Raw genomic sequence first — 21010 nt, forward strand, 5'->3', positions numbered from 1 at the left:
TGTGTCGGTAAAACGACCGACGGTGGCAATTGTTTTAAGTATGCTGCTCTGTGTGTTTGGCTATGTGTCATTCACTAAGCTTGCGGTTCGTGAAATGCCTGATATTTCTAACCCAGTTGTGACAGTGTCGACGAGTTACGATGGCGCCTCTGCCAGTATTATGGAAACTCAAATCACGACCGTTTTAGAAGACCAATTATCGGGCATTAGTGGGATTGATGATATTTCGTCGGTTTCCCGAAACGGTAACTCACGGATCAATATTACGTTTGATTTAGGGTATGACCTCACCACGGGTGTGAGTGATGTGCGTGATGCGATTGCCCGCGCCCAGCGTTCACTGCCAGATGAAGCCAATGATCCTATTGTATCGAAGGATAATGGTTCGGGAGAGGCTGCGGTTCATATTAATCTTACTTCGACCAAAATGGATCGCACTCAACTAACCGACTATATCAACCGAGTTCTGATTGACCGTTTCAGCTTGATCTCCGGTGTAAGTTCGATTGATATCAGTGGTGGTTTAGATAAAGTCATGTACGTGAAACTTGATCCTAAAGCGATGGCTGGTCTTGGAGTCACTACCTCTGATATCGCCGATGCACTGAATCGAGAAAACGTTGAAAATCCAAGTGGTGAAGTGCGTAACGATACCACTTCAATGACAGTAAGAACGACGCGCAATTATCTTACCGAAGAAGATTTTCATTATTTGGTGATCAATAAAAGCAGTGATGGACACCCTATTTACCTAAAAGATGTTGCCCAGATTTATTTAGGCGCAAAAAACGAAAGCTCGATGTATAAGAGTGATGGGCAGGTTGGGGTCAGCATGGGAGTGATCACCCAAACCGACGCTAACCCTTTAGATGTCGCATTACGCGTTCGTCAAGAAGTCGACAACGTACAAAAATTCTTGCCTGATGGGACTTCGCTTAAAATTGAATATGATGCAACGGTGTTTATTGAACAGTCTATTAGTGAAGTTTACAACACACTGTTTATTACCGGCGGCTTAGTCGTATTAGTGTTATACATTTTCTTAGGGCAGTTGCGCGCCACACTCATTCCTGCTGTAACGGTTCCGGTTTCTCTTATTTCAGCGTTTATGGCCGCCTATTACTTTGGTTTTTCCGTCAACTTAATTACGTTGCTTGCTCTGATCTTAGCCATTGGTTTAGTGGTGGATGACGCAATTGTGGTGGTGGAAAATATATTCCATCATTTAGAAAAAGGTGAACCGCCATTACTTGCAGCCTATAAAGGCGCGAGAGAAGTAGGCTTTGCCGTAATGGCAACAACGCTGGTATTGGTAATGGTGTTCCTACCTATTTCCTTTATGGATGGCATGGTTGGGTTGTTGTTTACCGAATTCTCTGTGCTGCTTGCCATGTCAGTGGTTTTCTCTTCTTTAATCGCGCTTACCTTAACGCCAGTGTTAGGAAGTAAATTATTAAAAGCCAATGTGAAGCCGAGCCGTTTCAATCAATGTATTGATAATGGATTTAAGCGAATTGAAAATGGCTATCGACGATTGCTGACTAAGGCGATTGCCTGCCGTTGGATTGCCCCAATCAGTATTCTGGCTTGTATTGTCGGTAGCGCTTGGTTAATGACATTAGTGCCGAGCCAACTTGCTCCGAAAGAAGATAAAGGGGTTTTATTTGCCTTTGTGAAAGGGGCGGATGCCACCAGTTTCAACCGCATGAGTGTTAACATGGATGAAGTGGAAAACCGCTTACAACCATTACTTGGCAAAGGAATTTTAAAATCATTTAGCGTCGATGCACCAGCGTTTGGTGGTCGAGCGGGTGATGAAACCGGCTTTGTGATCATGGTGCTTGAAGATTGGGGTAAACGTGATGTTTCTGCCCAAGAAGCTTTGAAAGTGATCAGTAAAACCTTATCTGGTATTCCTGATGTGCGTGTTAGAGCAATGATGCCAGGGTTTAGAGGTGGTTCGGATAACCCGGTTCAATTTGTATTGGGTGGTTCGGATTATAAAGAACTTTCAAAATGGGCTGAATTTTTACAACACAAAGGTGAAGAAGACGGCGTTATTACCGGTGGTGATTTAGATTACTCGGAAAAAACACCAGAACTGGTGGTGAGTGTTGATAAACAACGTGCAGCAGAACTTGGTATTAGCGTGAGTGAGATTGCCGATACACTTGAAGTGATGCTGGGCGGAAGTTCTGAAACCACGTATTTAGAGCGCGGTGAAGAATACGACGTGTATTTACGTGGTGATGAAAACAGTTTCAATAATGCCAGTGACTTAAGCAAAATCTATCTGCGCACTGATAATGGCGAATTGATTACCTTAGATACCGTCACCACCATTGAAGAAATTGCGTCAGCCAATCGTTTGTCGCACACCAGTAAACAAAAGTCGATTACCTTAAGTGCTAACGCTGGTGACGGTTATACCTTAGGGCAAGTGCTTGATTATTTAGATCAGCATGCGATAGAAAATCTACCCAGTGATATTACGGTTTCTTACAGCGGAGAATCGAAAGACTTCAAAGAAAATCAATCTAGCGTGTTAGTAATTTTTGCTCTGGCATTATTGGTTGCTTACTTGGTACTCGCAGCGCAATTTGAAAGTTTCATCAACCCTTTGGTGGTGATGTTTACTGTGCCTATGGGTGTACTAGGTGGCTTCCTTGGCTTGTATGTGATGGGGCAGGGGCTCAATATTTATAGCCAGATTGGGATGATAATGCTGATTGGCATGGTAACCAAAAATGGTATCTTGATTGTTGAATTTGCCAACCAATTGCGTGACAAAGGGATTGAGTTTGAAAAAGCGATCATTGATGCGGCTGCACGTCGTTTACGCCCTATCTTAATGACCGCATTCACAACGATTGCAGGTTCTTTGCCTTTGGTGATGTCGACCGGAGCGGGCTATGAAAGCCGAATTGCAGTCGGTACGGTGGTGTTATTTGGAATGAGCTTTGCTACCTTAGTCACCTTGTTTGTGATTCCGCAAATGTATCGATTAATCTCAGTGAAAACACATTCACCAGGCCATATCGAAGCTTTGCTAGAAAAAGAATTACAACGCGATGTGAAAACTCGACAAGGGCATGGCTAAATGAACGGCGACTAAGCTGCTTCAAGTGTGAAGAGTGTTTGAGATGATAAAAAACCTGACTGTGGCAGTCAGGTTTTTTTATTGGGTTCTATTATTTCTTAGAATCGTTTGCCAATTGTGATCTGTGCTCCACTGTAATCAGGGGTATCAAAATCGTTAATATCAGACATTACTACATTGTAGATATATTCAGCACGTAACCAAAAATCTGCATTCATATTCCATTGCAGACCACCACCAATATTGAGCCCTGTCGTAGAGTCATCCCCAACGGACTTGCGATCACCATCAGTAATGTCTTTCCCTTTAACTATAGTATAAGCACCAGTACCACGGGCAAAAAGCTCTAATGGCGTATCACCTAAAGGGCCAGTAGTCGCAATAAATGAAAGACCAAGTTGGTGGGCATCAACTTCATAAGTTGAAGCACTATCGGTAGCATTAGAGTATCGATAAAATCCTTCAATAGAAAAATGCTCTGAAAGATACTGCCCTCCACCTATAGTGAAGCTTGGATTATCATAGATTTTATTGTCTTCAGCGCCTTTAATATCAAAACCAACATTACCTGCACCTGCATAAAAGTAATTATTTCCAGCTGCATTAGCTGAAAGAGAAAGTATTGTTAAAGGTGCAAGGGTCAATAAACGTAGAGACTTCATAACTGTCCTTTATTCTCTGTCTAATGTATTAAAAATACCATATTAATCATGGTGTTCAATTACAATAACATTCCTACATAAAATAGGATATGAGAATAGTAATATCTTTAAACATTATTATTCTCTATACGACATTAATAAAGTCTATGTAATCATTTTTGTTCTATTTACATTGTTGTACAAGTGATTATACAACAGATTGATTACAGCTGAGTAATCGCTTTTAAACGCTCAAAATACGGTGCAGTAGGTTCTGGAATATTTTGTGCAATCCATTCAGGGTTGTAATGGCAATCTAAGTACCTGTCACCACTGTCGCAAATTAAAGTAACAATTGAGCCAGTTTCGCCACGCTTAATCATCTCTTCTGCAATATTCAATACACCAAACAGGTTCGTTCCGGTTGATGGACCAACTTTACGACCAAGAATCTTCTCTAACCATTGAATGGTTGCCACACTGGCTGCATCAGGGATGGTATGCATTTGATCGATAACACCAGGAATAAAGCTCGGCTCGACTCGTGGGCGACCAATCCCTTCAATTTTACTGCCTGAATCTAACGTGAGTTCAGTGTTGCCAGTTTTATAGTAGTCATGGAAAACTGAATTTTCAGGATCGACCACACACAGTTGGGTTGAATGTTTTTGATAACGTAAAAAACGACCAATGGTGGCAGAAGTACCGCCAGTACCTGCGCTCATTACAATCCAAGATGGAATCGGGTGCGGTTCACGGCTCATTTGGCAGAAAATACTGTCTGCAATATTGTTATTGCCGCGCCAGTCGGTTGCACGTTCCGCGTAAGTGAACTGATCCATGTAATGACCATTTAACTCTTGAGCTAAACGATGTGATTCAGCATAGATTTGATCAGAACGATCCACCAAGTGCGCTTCACCGCCATAGAATTGAATCTGCTCTATTTTCTTAGTTGCGGTAGATTTTGGCATCACAGCAATGAATCGTAACCCTAAAAGACGTGCGAAATACGCTTCAGATACGGCAGTGCTGCCTGATGATGATTCGATCACCGTGGTTTCAGGTCCAATCCAACCATTTGATAGCGCGTATAGGAACAAAGAACGAGCAAGGCGGTGCTTTAAAGACCCTGTTGGGTGAGTACTTTCATCTTTCAAGTAAATATCAATACCCGCAAGGTGAGGGAGATCTAACTTGATTAAGTGCGTATCTGCCGAACGTTGGAAGTCCGATTCAATTTTACCAATGGCTTGGTTGATCCAATTTCTATCTACACACATGCTATTGTTCCTTTCTATTGGGATGCTTCATAATAAGAATAATTTACCTGTAAAAACAGAGAAAAAGTTTGCTAAATACCATGTTAATTGCTTACATTGTAGAAAATTATTCTCCCATCACTGGAATGTAAGAAATGAATGCTATTAGTTTAGACCGAATTGATAAAACCCTCCTTACTTTACTTCAGAAAGATGGCGGCATGTCTTTGCATGATCTGGCAGAAGCGGTTAATTTAACGACAACACCATGCTGGAAACGATTAAAGAGATTAGAAGATCAAGGCGTTATTGATAAACGAGTGGCATTGCTAAACCCAGAAGCGTTGGGGCTATCTTTTGTTGCATTTGTTTCGATCAAAACCAATGATCACTCAAATGAGTGGTATCAAAAGTTTGTGGATACAACTTGTGAATTCCCAGAGGTAATGGAATTTTATCGTATGGCAGGGGAATACGATTACATGATGAAAGTATTGGTCTCTGATATGAAATCGTTTGATGGGTTTTATAAAAAATTAGTGAATAGTGTGGAAGGTATTTCAAATGTCACTTCTACATTTGCGATGGAATCACTTAAATACACAACAGCGTTGCCGATTACTTAAATAGCCGAGATGTGGAGATGTTAATGCGGAAATGAAAAACCAGCGACCTTCATCACTGGTTTTCGATTCAATCTAACGCGGTTAACAAAGCTGCATTTTCAAATAAGAAGGGCTATACCTACTCAGAAGTATTAGCTTTTATATCGCATCACACCTTCTTGTACTGCAGTGGCGACTAATTGGCCTTGCTGGTTAAAAATCTCACCTCTCACTAAGCCACGAGTGTTACTTGTGGTCGGGCTATTGATCACATACAGCAACCACTCATCCATTCTAAATGGGCGGTGGAACCACATGGAATGGTCAATTGTCGCTACTTGGAATTTTGGTGTTAATAATGACACCCCATGCGGGAATAAAGCGGTGACTAAGAACCCCCAGTCGGAACCATAGCCTAGCAAACATTGATGCAGAATAGGGTCGTCGGGCAGTTCACCATTTGCCTTAATCCATAAATATTGCTTTGCTGGCATTTTGTCTGGCTTGAGTGGGTTGTTCACTATCACCGGTCGAACCTCAATTGGCTTCTCACCACAAAATGCTCTTTGAATTTGTTCAGGTAAATATTTTGCAATGTTTGCTGCTAGTTCGCTTTCTGAAGGTAAACCTTCTGGGCCGTGAACATCAGGCATCGTTACTTCTTGATGATCGAAACCTTCATCGTCTCCAAGGTAAGACGCCGTTAAATAGAATATTGGACGGCCATTTTGAATCGCTTTGACACGTCGTGTAGAAAAACTTTTACCGTCACGTAGCTTTTCTACGTCATAGATAATTGGCTTGGTCACATCACCAGGATGTAGAAAGTAGCTATGGAATGAATGTACGGTACGATTTGCATCTACCGTTGAGCCCGATGCAGAAAGAGCCTGCCCGATGACTTGACCACCATAGACTTGTGGTAATCCTAAATTTTCACATTCGCCACGAAATAGGCCAACTTCTAAACGTTCAAGTTGGTGAAGTTCGAGTAATGCTTGTAATTGTTTGCTCATCAGACCTCCGTAATGTATTGTCAATTAATAGCTTGAGTAGCCTAAGATTACAAGAGCTGATGCTGTTAACTCAGTGAGAATAAGATAAGGAATACTATGAAAAAGTCATTATTGTTAGTTTCATCAATAATTTTAGGTGTATCAATGTCAGGTTGCACAACCACACAAGCCAACGATTCACAGACCACAGTCGAAGAAGTCGCGCAAGCAAGTCAATCTGTTGTGTTAGAAAGTATCTCGGGTACTATCGCGTATCGTGAACGTATGGCCCTGCCAGACGATGCTGTCATTTCAGTAACCTTGGAAGATGTGTCTATTGCAGATAAAGCGGCAGATATTATTGCTACCGATTCTTTTATTACTGGTGGCAAGCAAGTGCCGTTCGCCTTTAAGTTGGACTACAACGCCAATCAAATTATCCCAAATCACACTTATGCTATTCGAGCTAAAATTGCAGTGAATGGGAAATTACGATTCATTACCGACACGCGTGAAGCAGTGATCACCGATGCTAATAAAACTCAATCAGTCAGTTTAATGCTGGTGGGTGTTAAATAACGCATTAAGGTTCGCTTTTATCTGTGGTACTTATTCAGGGTGCCACAGATATCGCTTTAAGCTTATTCTTCCTAATTCAGATACCTCGATCCCTTCATTCAACAGCTTACCTCGTTGCCGAGTGAGATCGTTCCCTTTTAATGAAATCCGACCTTGGCTATTTACCACTCTATGCCATGGTAATGTTGAGTCTTCAGGCAAATGACCTAAAGCTTTTCCAACATGTCTAGCATAGCCGGGGTAGCCCGCCATTTTTGCTATTGAACCATAGGTGCTAATTTTTCCTTTCGGTATTTGGTGAATAACCGTAAATATTTGTGTGTGGAATTCGTTCATGCCCGTCAATATGAAATCTACTAAAAGTAAGTTTGAATATACCGAGTTTTAAGCAGATAAACAGAGTCAACCTCATCATTTTTAATGTTTATGAAAGCTTAAGATAGGCGACTCTTTTCTATAATTGTTGAAGAACTAATCAAACAAACACATAAGTAAGTAAGACGGTTGCAATTGGGCGATTTATCCTAGATAATCCCCACCATCTTAAAGCAACTCGTTGCTGACAGAACAAAATCAATGGAGGCCCTGGTCCTCCCGCAATACTAGTTCGTGAACTTGGTCAGATCCGGAAGGAAGCAGCCACAGCGGATGACGTGTGTGCCGGGATGTGGCTGGGGCTTCCACCTTTCTTGTCGCTGAAAGCATAACCTATCCTAATGAAAGCATAACTTGTCCTTTTAAAATCCATAAACTGTCCTACACTTACTTTGGTTGTTTTATTACAACATAAAGAGGGGATGTTATGTACGTTCGTAATCTTCGTAAACCATCTGCAAATAAAAATGTTTATAAATTTGTTAGTGCCAAAAATGGCTGCACAATTATGTGTGAAAGTAGCCTTGAGTATGATTGCTGTTACCATCTAGAATATTCAGATGATGTGGTTAGCTTTGAATCCCAACCTCATGGTTACAAATATTTTTATCTAGGCAAATGCCATTTTTATACACCAGACTTTTTAGTTCATAAAAAGGATGGAACATTTTATTTCATTGAAGTTAAACCATTATCTAAAACCTTCTCTTCAGAATTTAAATATATGTTCTATAAAAAACAAATTACGGCTAATGAATTAGGAGCTTCTCTATTACTTGTGACAGATAGGCAAATTCGAAATGAAATTCATCTTAATAATTTAAAGCTCGTACACCGTTATAGTGGCTTTATTGAAAACACTATTCATTTGGAAAATATTTGGTCAGCTATAAGCCAATCGACATCAATTCAAATTGGTTCTTTATCCAGAACTCTCAATTTGGGTATTGGAGAAGTACTTGCATTAGTTCTACGCCTTATTGGCTTAGGTAGGGTTAAGACTGATCTAGATGTTTTACTTGATGAAAAGTCTTTAATTTCGGTGAATTAGAATGGTTATGCCTTTTGATGATGAGTTTGAATCCATAACAGATGATATTCAGGCAGAATATAACTGCTCATCAGAGGCAAAGTTAGCTCGAAAACAATACTTACCACTTGATTTGACAGCAGTTTATGAACGAGATCTTTCATCATTTTCTGATGAACAAAAAAGCAAGGCATTAGAACGATACAAACTTATTTCAGTAGTAGCTAAAGAAATAACTGGAGGTTGGACGCCTAAAAATATCGACCCCTTAATTGATAAATATAGTGCGCAATTTTCTATCAACAGGCCAAGTTATAAGACGGTAATTCGTTGGTATAAATCGTTTTGCGAGAGTGATGGAAACATTGTAAGTTTGGTTGAACACCATTACAAAAAAGGAAATAGAACTAAACGTATTATTGACGACGAAGCGTTTTTTGTTGAGGCAACAGAACGTTTTCTTGATGCCAAAAGACCCAGCTATTCACAAGCATATCAGTTTTACATGGATAGGATTGAAATTGAAAACAGCAATATTATCTCAGGTAAAATCTCAATAGTAAGTTATCAGGCTTTTAAAGAAAGGTTGAAAAAGCTTCCTCCCTATGAAGTAGCACTAAAGAGATTTGGTCAAAATTATGCGAATAAGCTTTTCAACTACTATCAGTCTTCTGTTCTTACCACAAGAATATTGGAACGCGTAGAGATAGACCATACGCCACTAGATTTAATTCTTCTGGATGATGATTTACTCATTCCTTTAGGGCGAGCTTATTTGACGTTGCTCGTCGATGTGTTTAGTGGATGTATTATTGGCTTTCACCTTGGTTTTAATCCCCCTAGCTATATATCTGTTGCTAAAGCGACCATCCATTCAATTAAAAGTAAAGAGTATGTTCACGATTTGAATATTGGACTTACTAATGACTGGTTATGCCACGGAAAAATGGAAACACTGGTTGTCGATAATGGTGCTGAGTTTTGGTCCAAAAGCTTAGACCAAGCGTGTATGGAGGCAGGAGTAAATGTTGAGTATTGTAAAGTTGGTCAGCCTTGGGAAAAACCTAGAGTAGAAAGGAAATTTTTAGAAGTTATTCAAGGTATTGTTGGATGGGTACCGGGAAAAACGTTTTCAAATATCTTAGAAAAAGATAGATATGATCCTCAGAAAGATGCAGTTATGCGATTTAGTGTTTTTGTTGAAGAGTTACATCGCTGGATTATTGATGTTCATAATGCTTCCCCCAATTCTAGGTTTACAAAGATTCCGAATTACCATTGGAAAAAGAGTGAAGAAACTCTGCCTCCTGTGGCTCTAAGTGATCGAGATGAAAAGCAGTTTCGAATTATTATGGGGGTTCTCCATAAAGGTGTTGTTACAACTAAAGGTATAAAATATAAGCATTTAATGTATGACAATGTGGCATTGGAACAATATCGAAAACAGTATCCACAAACAAAAGAGTCTAGAAAGAAAACGATAAAAATAGACCCCGATAACCTGTCTAGTATATTCGTTTATCTAGAGGAAATCGGTGGATACATTGAAATCCCCTGCAACTATGATCCTTTGGGATACACAAAGAATTTATCTCTGAGCGAGCATGTACGTATTATCAAAATACATCGTGAGTTTATAAAAGGCCAAGTGGATGCTTTATCATTAGCCAAAGCACGACAAGCACTTCATGAACGTATTAAATCAGAGCAAGAGCACCTTTCTTTAATATCTGTTGAGGGTAGAGCGAAAAAAGCCAAACATGGTAAGAAAATGGCGGCTCTTGCAGGATTATCCAACGAACAGCCAAAGTCTATACAGAATGCATTAGAAAGCAAGAAGATGCCTTTAGATGACAATCTTGATGAGCATACACCGGTGGATAATCTAAAATCGCTCTGGAATAAACGTAAAGCGATAAAAAGGTCGAAAAGATGAACCTAATATCGCAACAGCAAGTTTCTATAGATGAGTTAATAACTCAATATCATGATTCATTCGTTATTTATCCAGATGTAAAGAATATATTCGATGGGTTAGATTGGATTGTCCGCCGTGGTCAATTTGGTAATTTCACACCGTCAATGCTAATCACTGGTGGGACTGGAGCGGGTAAAACATCACTCATTAATTATTATGTAAAACATCATTTTAATGATAATGAAGTGTTGGTCACTCGCGTTAGGCCGAGCTTCATTGAAACACTTATTTGGGCTATCGATAAGTTAGGTATCCCTTATAACACTCGATCAAAGCGTTCAGAAATTGGCTTACAGGATTATTTCATCAGTAGTCTTAAAAAATCCAATCTTAAGCTACTGCTTATAGAAGAAGCCCAAGAACTGTTCGAGTGCGCATCTCCCAAAGAAAGACAAAAAATTCGTGACCGACTCAAAATGATCAGTGACGAATGCCGGTTACCTATCGTCTTTATTGGTATTCCTACTGCCAAACTTATTTTGGAAGATTCACAGTGGGATAGACGAATTATGGTTAAAAGAGAATTGCCATATATTAGAATAACATCGGAATCGTCATTAGATGTATACATTGATTTACTTGAAGAGCTCGAAAAGAAGCTTCCAATTCCGGTATACCCAGAACTTTCGGATATGGATATCGCAATGAGATTATTGTCTGCGACCAAAGGAATGCTTGGAGCCATCAAGGAGTTAGTGGGTTATGCATTAGAGTTAGCGTTACTGGCGAGTAAAGTTACCATTACCAATGACGAGTTCATCTTGGCATTCGAAACAATCAATGGACCATCGATACCTAATCCATTTACTACAGAAATAGATAAATTATTGGTACCGCAGATTATTGAGTACGAAGGATTTATCATTGAACCTGAAAGTGGAGAAATTAAATTTACTAAGCAGATATTTCAAGACGTTCCATTAGCGGCATTACTGGGTTAACGCTTACTCAGGCGCAACCAATATTTCTAGCAACTCTTGTTTCTCTTTTTCACCTAGCTTATCAACCGCACACACCAATTTCGCACTAATCTCATCTTCACAAAAGAAATAGTGTAGAGGCACGTTCAATTCTTCAGCCATACGACGCAATGTACTGATGTCAGGAATATGACGTCCTTTTTCATAGTGATTCATTCGACCACTTGCCGAGCTTTGTTCCATACCTATTCTCACCCCCAGTTCTTTTTGGGTGATCTTGGCTTTTTTACGGGCTTCTTTGAGCCTCGCTGGGATTGGGTTGTCTTTTTGCACTTAGGCATCTTTTTTTGTCCTATCGATAACTTAGATTGTCTAAGTTTTACTTAATTTTGTATACTTAGCAATCCTAAGTTTTTATGTGGGGTTATTAGCCCGTGTTAGAAAAAAAGAAAGAAAAAGAATTGGTCCGTAACTTTCTGAAAGAAAATGAGTTAGTGAAATTTTCTGTTCGGGAGTTGACGGATTTGTTCTGTAAGGCTGGATATTCTTTTGATAGTCGAGAAAGAACTTACCAATATGTCTATCGGGGATTGTGCCGCTTGGAATCTGAAGGTTGGTTGATTTCTGAAGGTGAAAAAAGAACTAAAAGATATTCAGTGGTTCATAAAAAAGACTCTGAAAAGAAAGCTGTTAATAATATCGTTGATGTCAGATGTGATGATGTTAGTAAATGGCGAGATGATTTGACAAAAGAAAGGTCTCAAGCGCAAGCAGAGTTATCGATTCTTTTAGGCGAAATAGATGAATATGTCTTTTTAATGCAGAAATATCAGTCATTGTTTGAGCAGATACAACCTCTTCTCGTTTTTGCAAGAGAAGGATCTGCAAAATTATTAGGCAAAATAAATGCTTTATCTAATGTGTTATCAAAGAGCAATAACGGTTCAAAACTATGTTAAGACAGTGGCAGTCTGAATGTGCCGATAAAGCGATCACATTTTATAAAAATCAATATAAACACTTCTTATGCCAGGCAACACCGGGTTCAGGTAAAACAATGTTAGCCGCAGAGGTTGCTAAGAGATTACTTGATGAAAATAAAATTGATTTAGTGCTATGTTTTTCTCCTTCGTTGAGTGTTGCAGAAGGAATAAAAGATACATTTTCTTGGAAGTTAAACTGTGCTTTTAATGGTGGACTTGGAGCAATTGGTGCGTCATTCACTTATCAAAGTTTGGCTTATTTTCCTGATTCTTTTTGGCAGATGTTAAAACGAAAACGTCTTTTTGTGATTTTCGATGAAATCCATCATTGTGCTGGTGATACGCCTGAGTCATCAAATGCGTGGGGAGAACAAATTTTAGTTAAGCTACAGCATGTGGCGGATTATACATTGGCGTTAACTGGAACACCGTGGCGCACAGATAAAGCACCTATTGTTATGGCTAAATATTCTGATCCAGAAGGACAAATTGTCTGTAACTATCAATATACCTTAAAACAAGCGGTACAAGATGGAGTATGCCGGATACCGAAAATAACGCTAATAGATAATGATAATTTATCGGTAACTGAATCCAATGAAAGTAGGTCGTTCTCATCGATTCTAGATTTATTAAAGCATTCAGATCTATCTTATCAAAGCATTCTTCATAACGAAAAAGCGATGGATTACCTATTAGGTTTAGGGTGTAAAAAGCTCAATGAAATTAGAATAAAGATCCCAAATGCAGGGGGTTTAGTTGTAGCCGCATCCGTCGAGCACGCTAAAGTAATTCAACAAACACTTATGGAGAAGTTTCAACAAACCACCGAGTTAGTGACATACAGACAAGAAAACCCATTAAAAATAATTGATGGTTTTAGGCAGAGCACAACACAATGGATTGTCAGTGTTGGGATGATTAGCGAAGGAACAGATATTCCTCGACTACAAGTTTGTTGTCATTTAAGTGCCGTTAAAACCGAGTTGTACTTTAGGCAGGTGCTTGGGAGAATCCTTCGAGTTAATCATAATGGCAATCAAGAGGCATGGTTATACACTTTTGCCGAAAGCAGTTTGGTGAAATATTCTGAACAGATAGAGCAAGATATTCCTGATACTTGTATGTTTGCCAAATTTGATGATTTAAAGGGAGATTCGATCTCAATCTTGGACACATCTAAACCAGGAATAGCATCACGGCTTGAGAAATTAAATATTTCTACTGTGCAATGGCAAGCGAGTGAAGTAAAAGCTGCATTAAAGCATGGTAGGAGTGACTTAATATCTTATGAAAGCGATTTGAAACTAGGCCAATTTAAGCAAAAAATTATTGCTGCATTTACATAAAATGAAATAGAGGTTTGACTCTTGGGCATTACTACTCGGCTTTAAACCCCAAATCGGTTATATTCTACTCATATAAGATTGAGAGCTAAGTCTATGACCACAAACATTAATAAAATCAAACTATCTGAAGCCGATATCATCAGCAAATTTATTCTGCCTGCGATAAAAAACTCAGGTTGGGATAACATGACGCAGATACGACAAGAGGTCGCGTTGCGTGATGGTAAGGTTATTGTCCGTGGTCAGGCAGCAGCTCGTAAAAAAGTAAAATCAGCCGATATTGTGCTTTACCATAAACCAAGCATGCCACTTGCGGTGATAGAAGCCAAAGCCAATAAATATGAAGTTGGCAAGGGAATGCAACAAGGTTTGGATTACGCGAGCTTGCTTGAAGTGCCATTCATCTTTGCCTCTAATGGTGATGGTTTTATTTTTCATGACAAAACCAACCCTACTCAGCTTGAAACCGAAATCCACTTAGAAGACTTTCCAACCCCAGACCAACTCTGGGATAAATACTGCGTCTGGAAAGGCTATAAAAAAGAAAATTTGCCAATCATTACCCAAGATTATCATGATGATGGTAGTGGTAAGTCACCTCGTTATTATCAGCTACAAGCCATCAATAAAACCGTGGAAGCGGTAGCAGAAGGGCAAGATCGCATACTATTGGTGATGGCAACCGGAACGGGGAAAACCTACACCGCTTTTCAAATTATCTGGCGCTTATGGAAAGCCAAAGCCAAGAAACGCATTCTTTTCTTAGCCGATAGAAATATCCTTGTCGATCAAACCAAAAACAATGATTTCCAGCCTTTTGGCACGGCAATGACCAAAATAACAGGCCGCAACGTTGACCCTGCTTATGAAATCCATCTTGGCCTTTATCAAGCCTTAACTGGGCCAGAAGAATCACAAAAGGCTTATAAGCAAGTAGACCCAGATTTCTTTGATTTAATTGTTATTGATGAATGCCACCGTGGTAGTGCGTCTGAAGACAGTGCTTGGCGTGAAATATTGGATTACTTTGGTTCTGCTACTCATGTCGGTTTAACTGCGACGCCAAAAGAGACTGAAGAAGTATCGAACATCGAATACTTTGGTGACCCAGTTTATACATACTCTTTAAAACAAGGTATCGAAGATGGTTTCTTAGCGCCTTATAAAGTGGTACGTGTCGATATTGATGTCGATGTACAAGGTTGGCGACCAACTAAAGGGCAAACTGACAAAGATGGTAACGTGATAGAAGACCGAATCTATAACCAAAAAGATTTTGACCGCACTATGGTGATCGATGAGCGAACTGAGTTAGTCGCAAAAACCATCACTAACTATCTAAAACGTACTGACTCAATGAACAAAACCATCGTGTTTTGCAATGACATTGACCATGCTGAACGGATGCGTCGTGCTTTGGTGAATTGTAACCCTGAACACGTCGCCAAGAACGAAAAATACGTCATGAAAATCACGGGTGATGATCAAATAGGTAAAGATCAATTAGATTATTTTATTAATCCGAAAAGTAAATACCCAGTGATTGCGACCACCTCTGAATTAATGACCACAGGTGTCGATGCTAAAACCTGTAAGCTGGTCGTCTTAGATCAAGGCATTCAATCCATGACCAAGTTCAAGCAAATTATTGGCCGTGGCACGCGCATTGATGATAAATACGGCAAGCTTTGGTTTACGATTCTCGATTTTAAAAAAGCCACTGAGTTATTTGCAGATGAACGCTTTGATGGTGAAGCGGAGCGCATCAAAATTATCACGCCTGATGAGTTGGAAAATGAGGGTGATGCAGATGACATCATTCACGGAATCGACCCAGAAGATATGCCAGAAAATGGCGAAGGGCCCTTTGGTGACGACATCGCCCCCAATCTATTCACAATGAAGGTATAAAAGAACCGGAAGCACCTTATGGGACGGGATCAACTGAAAACGATCTACGCAATACCACAGGCGGTGAGGATTGGACTGACGAAGAAAAAGTGCGCAAGTATCATGTCAATGGCGTACAAGTAAAAGCGCTCGCGGAACGCGTTCAATATTATGATACAGATGGTAAGTTAGTTACTGAATCCTTTAAAGATTACACCCGTAAAACCATGATAAAAGAATTTGCCTCACTGGATGAGTTCACCAAACGTTGGAATCAAGCGGAACGTAAGCAAGCCATTATCGATGAATTGGCACAAGTCGGTATTTTATGGGAAGCGTTAGAGCAAGAAGTCGGCCAAGAAATGGATCCATTCGATATGATCTGTCATGTGGTTTATGACCAACCCCCATTGACTCGGAAAGAGCGCGCTGAAAACGTCAAAAAGCGTAACTACTTTACTAAATACGGCGAAACGGCTCAGCAAGTATTGGAAAACCTATTAGATAAATACGCCGATGATGGTGTGCAAGAAGTGGAAAATATCCGCGTGTTGAAAGTCGCTCCTTTTACCGAACTAGGCAGTATGAAAGAAATTTTGGAAAAAGGCTTTGGCGGTAAGCCTCAGTATCTTCAAGCTGTAAGTGAATTAGAAGCAGAGATTTACAATAACATTGCAATATAAATAGTAGGTGTGTTCATGTCTAAGAGTAGTTCCCAAAAAAAGTTCTTCGAATTTTTACAGAAAAAGCAGAGAAAGCAGGCTGATTTCACTACTCAAGATGTCCTAGATGCAACTGGGTGGAAAGAAAGTACATTTCAATCATATTTCGGGAAAGGTCAAATTACCCAATTTTTAGTTAAAGTTGGGAATAAAACTTATGAAGCGGTCAATACCTTAGATATTAACTTTATCGAATTTAAAAAGCGTTTATCTCAAAGTAAGCACTATCAAGAACTAGGTCATAAATGTAAATCAAACTTAGCAAAGGCTTTAATTCGAAAATCTCGAGATAATATGATGCTTGCTTTGGAACTGTACAATAGACCATCGTTAGAGAATAAATTAGATGGCTTCGTTATGCTTTTTTCAACTGCGTGGGAACAGCTGTTAAAATCAATTATTATCGAGAATGATGGCGAAACAGCCATTTACATTAAATCGACTAAAAAGGGTATTAAGCAAACTATTACACTAAGAAATTGCCTAGATAAAGTTTTTACTCAAAGTGATAAAACACGCAAAAATATTGAGATAATAGCTGGTTGGCGAGATGATGCTGTGCATTTATTAATGCCAGAGCTTCAAGGACTTGCATCTCGAGTGTTTCAGTCGGGGATATTGAATTACTCATCTAAATATCAAGAATTCACTGAAGTTCAATTTTTTCAGTCACAACATACAGGTATGATTTCATTAGTTGGCGATTTTAAGTTGCCCCCATCATCATTACTTCAAAGTTATTATGGCGAAGCTGCTGAAGACATGCTTGAACTAGCTAAAACGGTTCAAGATGAAATAGAGCAAGTTAATGATATTGAATTTGCTATTCCTATCAACGTGTCACTTGTATACGCAAAAGATGATAAAGATGGTCAGATAATAATAGCGAGGGCAGATGGTAAAGCTGAAGATCTTGAGCAACTTAAGAATGCTTTAATTGTACAAAAAACGGTTGATCCTGAAACTTCTCATAAATATAGCCAAGCCACAGCAATTAAAGTTATAAATGAATTACTCAACGATAAATATGACATGGGTAAGTTAACTCGGTGTTTGGTCGCGCGTGATAAAAAAAATGTACCTGACTTTAACAGTAATTGCTTTCAAGCAGTTATAAAAAAATTAAAGTGGAAATTATCTAACAATGAATTTCATCATCATCAAGCATTAGCCAATAAACATATCTATTCTCATCAAGCTGTTGAAGAAATCGTCAAGCGAATTACTGAAAATGAAAGTTTTTTGAAAGAAGCAAAGCAAAATAATAACAAGCGTAAATAAAGTGTTATCAAGGCATCTTCCCGATGCCTTAAGCTGCTATAATCCCCCAATTTTTCAGTCAGTTAAAACAGGTTCATTATGTCAGTCAGTTCAGTGATCAAATCCATTCAAGATATCATGCGTAAAGATGCCGGTGTCGACGGTGATGCGCAGCGTTTAGGGCAAATGTCTTGGTTGCTTTTCCTTAAAGTGTTTGATGCACAGGAAGAAGAATTAGAGCTAGAACTGGATGACTACCAAGCGCCAATTCCTGAGCAATATTTATGGCGCAACTGGGCAGCCGACAGCCAAGGCATTACTGGTGATGAATTACTGGAATTTGTCAACGATGAGCTGTTTATCAAACTTAAAAACCTGACTGCGCCAAAAGATCGCAACCCTCGTGGTCATGTCGTAAAAGAAGCCTTTAGTGATGCTTATAACTACATGAAAAACGGCACGCTATTACGCCAAGTGATCAACAAACTGAATGAAATTGATTTTACCGATTCCAAAGAGCGCCATTTATTTGGTGACATCTACGAACAAATTCTGCGTGACCTACAAAGCGCGGGTAATGCTGGTGAATTCTACACCCCTCGTGCGGTCACCCGTTTTATCGTCAACCGTCTTGATCCAAAACTGGGCGAAAGCATTATGGATCCAGCGTGTGGTACAGGTGGGTTCTTAGCTTGCTCGTTTGACCATGTGAAAGATAACTACGTAAAAACCGCCGCCGATCACCAAGAACTACAAAAGCAAATTCATGGTGTAGAGAAAAAGCAGCTACCGCATTTATTGTGTGTCACCAACATGTTGCTACACGGCATTGAAGTTCCGGTACAAATCAAACACGGCAACACCTTAAACAAACCGCTTTCTAGTTGGGATAGCAATATCAATGTGATCGCCACCAACCCACCATTTGGGGGCACAGAAGAAGACGGCATTGAAAAGAACTTCCCAAGCGATATGCAAACCCGCGAAACGGCCGATTTATTCTTGCAACTGATTATCGAAGTGCTCGATCAAGACGGACGTGCAGGGGTAGTTCTACCCGATGGCACTTTATTTGGCGAAGGCGTAAAAACCAAAATCAAAAAAATGCTGACCGAGGAATGTAATCTACACACCATAGTGCGCTTGCCAAATGGGGTATTTAACCCATACACAGGCATTAAAACGAACATCTTGTTTTTCACCAAAGGCACGCCAACTAAAGATGTGTGGTTTTATGAACACCCTTACCCAGAAGGCGTGAAGAACTACAACAAAACCAAGCCGATGAAGTTTGAAGAGTTCCAAACTGAGATTGATTGGTGGGGCAATGAAGCTGATGGTTTCGCTAGCCGTGAAGAAACCAACCAAGCGTGGAAAGTGTCGATAGATGAGATCATTGCGCGCAACTTCAACCTAGACATTAAAAACCCATACCAAGGTGAAGTGGTCAGTCACGACCCTCAAGAGTTATTGCAAAACTATCAAGCGCAACAGCAAGAGATTGGTGCATTGCGTGGCCAGTTGAAAGATATCTTAGGCGCGGCTTTACAATCTGGGGAGCAGGCTAAATGAGTGACTCTTTAATCGCTAACGACCTGATCACAGAACATATTGATATCTGGACCAGTACGGTGAAAACCAAATCAGCTTCTGGTCGCGGCTCAAGCAAGAAAATAGACTTATACGGCATTAAGAAACTGCGTGAGCTGATATTGGAATTAGCCGTGCGTGGCAAGTTGGTGCCTCAAGATCCGAGTGATGAGCCAGCTTCTGTCCTTCTGGCTGAGTTAACTGAAATTAAAAATGAGTTAATTAAGAAAAAAGTATTAAAAAAAAGTAAGAAACAACCACCAATTACAGACGACGAGAAAAGAATAGATATTCCTAAAGGTTGGATCTGGTCTCGTTTGGAAGATGTGTATGATGTTAGAGATGGGACACATGATAGCCCTAAACCCCAATTCGAGGGGTATCCATTAGTTACGAGTAAAAATTTATCTTCAGGCTCTTTAGATTTATCTGATATCAAGTTTATTTCGAAAGAAGATCATTTGAAAATAATTGAACGATCTAAAGTCGACGTGCATGATATTTTATTCGCAATGATTGGGAGTATTGGGAATCCAGTTATTGTTGATACTGACATTGAATTTAGTATTAAGAATGTGGGTTTATTTAAATATTATAATTTAGATAAATCATGTCCTAAGTTCCTAGTATATTTTTTGCATTATGCGGCAGAGATATTTAAAAAACAATCATCGGGAGGTGTGCAACCTTTTGTTTCTTTAGGAAAATTAAGGTCCTTCACAATAGCTTTTCCCCCACTACCAGAACAACACCGCATCGTCGCCAAAGTCGATGAACTGATGGCCTTGTGTGATCAGCTTGAACAACAAACCGAAAGCCAGATTGAAGCCCAACAAACCTTAGTTAGCGTGTTGTTGGAAACGTTGACTACAGCAAAAAACCACAACGAACTCATGCAAAACTGGCAACGTTTGAGCGAACATTTCGATACCTTGTTCACCACCGAGCAAAGCATAGACCAACTCAAACAAACCATATTGCAATTAGCCGTCATGGGGCGTTTGGTACCGCAAGATCCAACCGATGAGCCTGCTAGCAAATTACTAGAACGCATTGCAGTCGAAAAAGCCCAGTTAATCGCCGATAAGAAAATCAAAAAACAAAAAGCCTTACCGCCGATCAGTGATGATGAGAAACCGTTTGAACTGCCGGATGGGTGGGAGTGGTGTAAGTTTGGAAATATAACTATTTGCCGCTTAGGTAAAATGCTTGATCAGTCTAAAAACATAGGGATAGAACGACCTTATCTTCGAAACACGAATGTTCAATGGAACAGGTTTGATTTGGGCGATATAAAGTTAATGAAAATAGAAGATCATGAAAGAAATGAGTTTCGTGTACTTGTAGGTGATTTGTTAATTTGCGAAGGTGGAGAGCCGGGTCGTTGTGCTATATGGAAGGATAAATCACAAGAAATATATTTTCAAAAAGCATTACATAGAGCTAGAACTTTAGGTAATTGCTCACCAGAATACTTGCAGCTCTGTCTAACTATAGATGCGGCTATTGGAACTCTTGATAAGTATTTTACTGGGGCAACTATTAAGCATTTTGTTGGGGCTAAATTAAATAATTATATTCATCCGTTGCCTCCACTCCAAGAACAACACCGCATCGTCACCAAAGTTGATGAACTCATGGCAATCTGTGACCAACTTAAAGCAAAACTCAATCAATCCCAACAAACCCAACTGCATTTAACCGATGCGATTGTTGAGCAGGTGGTGTGAT

16 protein-coding genes, 1 other RNA gene and 1 pseudogene are annotated in these 21010 nt (G+C 39.7%); 13 read left to right on the plus strand and 5 right to left on the minus strand.

Going from position 1 to position 21010, the window contains the following annotated elements:
- The first annotated feature begins 1 nt into the window (after position 1).
- Positions 2–3100: a multidrug efflux RND transporter permease subunit gene (locus A1QC_RS07780; protein WP_026025998.1), complete on the plus strand. Its 3099-nt coding sequence runs from the start codon at positions 2–4 to the stop codon at positions 3098–3100.
- Positions 3101–3198: 98 nt separating this feature from the next.
- Here the strand turns inward: A1QC_RS07780 and A1QC_RS07785 are convergent, their stop codons facing one another.
- Positions 3199–3762 (minus strand): outer membrane beta-barrel protein, encoded by a 564-nt coding sequence (locus A1QC_RS07785; protein ID WP_017026480.1) that lies wholly within the window; start codon positions 3760–3762, stop codon positions 3199–3201.
- 203 nt (positions 3763–3965) lie between these two features.
- Complete coding sequence (locus A1QC_RS07790) at positions 3966–5024, minus strand: PLP-dependent cysteine synthase family protein (RefSeq protein ID WP_017026481.1); 1059 nt, start codon at positions 5022–5024, stop codon at positions 3966–3968.
- Positions 5025–5158: 134 nt separating this feature from the next.
- Between A1QC_RS07790 and A1QC_RS07795 the strand changes: the two genes are divergently transcribed.
- On the plus strand, positions 5159–5629 hold the full coding sequence (locus tag A1QC_RS07795) for an Lrp/AsnC family transcriptional regulator (protein ID WP_017026482.1): 471 nt from the start codon (positions 5159–5161) through the stop codon (positions 5627–5629).
- 131 nt (positions 5630–5760) lie between these two features.
- Here A1QC_RS07795 and tesB read toward each other — a convergent pair whose 3' ends face one another.
- Positions 5761–6624 (minus strand): acyl-CoA thioesterase II, encoded by an 864-nt coding sequence (gene tesB, locus A1QC_RS07800; protein ID WP_017026483.1) that lies wholly within the window; start codon positions 6622–6624, stop codon positions 5761–5763.
- 96 nt (positions 6625–6720) lie between these two features.
- On the opposite strand from tesB, the gene A1QC_RS07805 reads away from it, so the two are divergent.
- Positions 6721–7182: a YbaY family lipoprotein gene (locus tag A1QC_RS07805; RefSeq protein WP_017026484.1), complete on the plus strand. Its 462-nt coding sequence runs from the start codon at positions 6721–6723 to the stop codon at positions 7180–7182.
- 30 nt (positions 7183–7212) lie between these two features.
- Here the strand turns inward: A1QC_RS07805 and A1QC_RS07810 are convergent, their stop codons facing one another.
- Entirely contained in the window at positions 7213–7518 is a 306-nt protein-coding gene (locus A1QC_RS07810) for an MGMT family protein (protein WP_017026485.1), read from the minus strand.
- 247 nt (positions 7519–7765) lie between these two features.
- On the opposite strand from A1QC_RS07810, the gene ffs reads away from it, so the two are divergent.
- From ffs to A1QC_RS07830, 4 genes are all read left to right on the plus strand, one after another.
- Positions 7766–7862, plus strand: an RNA gene (gene ffs / locus A1QC_RS07815) — signal recognition particle sRNA small type.
- Between the two features lie 122 nt (positions 7863–7984).
- Positions 7985–8608, plus strand: a complete 624-nt coding sequence (locus A1QC_RS07820; RefSeq protein WP_017026486.1) for a TnsA endonuclease N-terminal domain-containing protein — start codon at positions 7985–7987, stop codon at positions 8606–8608.
- 1 nt (position 8609) lies between these two features.
- Entirely contained in the window at positions 8610–10523 is a 1914-nt protein-coding gene (locus A1QC_RS07825) for an integrase catalytic domain-containing protein (protein WP_017026487.1), read from the plus strand.
- Positions 10520–11506 carry a TniB family NTP-binding protein gene (locus tag A1QC_RS07830; protein ID WP_017026488.1) on the plus strand — a complete coding sequence of 329 codons (987 nt, stop codon included), beginning with the start codon at positions 10520–10522 and terminating at the stop codon, positions 11504–11506. The genes A1QC_RS07825 and A1QC_RS07830 overlap by 4 nt, the downstream gene beginning before the upstream one ends.
- A 3-nt stretch (positions 11507–11509) precedes the next feature.
- Here the strand turns inward: A1QC_RS07830 and A1QC_RS07835 are convergent, their stop codons facing one another.
- Complete coding sequence (locus A1QC_RS07835; protein WP_017026489.1) at positions 11510–11818, minus strand: helix-turn-helix domain-containing protein; 309 nt, start codon at positions 11816–11818, stop codon at positions 11510–11512.
- Positions 11819–11919: 101 nt separating this feature from the next.
- Here A1QC_RS07835 and A1QC_RS07840 point away from each other — a divergent pair, with 101 nt between their 5' ends.
- From A1QC_RS07840 to A1QC_RS07865, 6 genes and pseudogenes are all read left to right on the plus strand, one after another.
- Complete coding sequence (locus tag A1QC_RS07840) at positions 11920–12444, plus strand: hypothetical protein (protein ID WP_017026490.1); 525 nt, start codon at positions 11920–11922, stop codon at positions 12442–12444.
- Positions 12438–13817, plus strand: a complete 1380-nt coding sequence (locus tag A1QC_RS07845; RefSeq protein ID WP_017026491.1) for a DEAD/DEAH box helicase — start codon at positions 12438–12440, stop codon at positions 13815–13817. The genes A1QC_RS07840 and A1QC_RS07845 overlap by 7 nt, the downstream gene beginning before the upstream one ends.
- 93 nt (positions 13818–13910) lie before the next feature.
- Positions 13911–16390 (plus strand): annotated as a pseudogene (gene hsdR, locus A1QC_RS07850) (EcoAI/FtnUII family type I restriction enzme subunit R).
- 15 nt (positions 16391–16405) lie between these two features.
- Complete coding sequence (locus tag A1QC_RS07855; RefSeq protein ID WP_017026492.1) at positions 16406–17710, plus strand: DUF3644 domain-containing protein; 1305 nt, start codon at positions 16406–16408, stop codon at positions 17708–17710.
- A gap of 78 nt (positions 17711–17788) precedes the next feature.
- Entirely contained in the window at positions 17789–19261 is a 1473-nt protein-coding gene (locus tag A1QC_RS07860; RefSeq protein ID WP_017026493.1) for an N-6 DNA methylase, read from the plus strand.
- Positions 19258–21009 (plus strand): restriction endonuclease subunit S, encoded by a 1752-nt coding sequence (locus A1QC_RS07865; protein WP_017026494.1) that lies wholly within the window; start codon positions 19258–19260, stop codon positions 21007–21009. The genes A1QC_RS07860 and A1QC_RS07865 overlap by 4 nt, the downstream gene beginning before the upstream one ends.
- Position 21010: the final 1 nt, after the last annotated feature.

Origin of the sequence: Vibrio rumoiensis 1S-45, from assembly GCF_000286955.2 — a bacterium.
GTDB lineage: Bacteria > Pseudomonadota > Gammaproteobacteria > Enterobacterales > Vibrionaceae > Vibrio > Vibrio rumoiensis_A.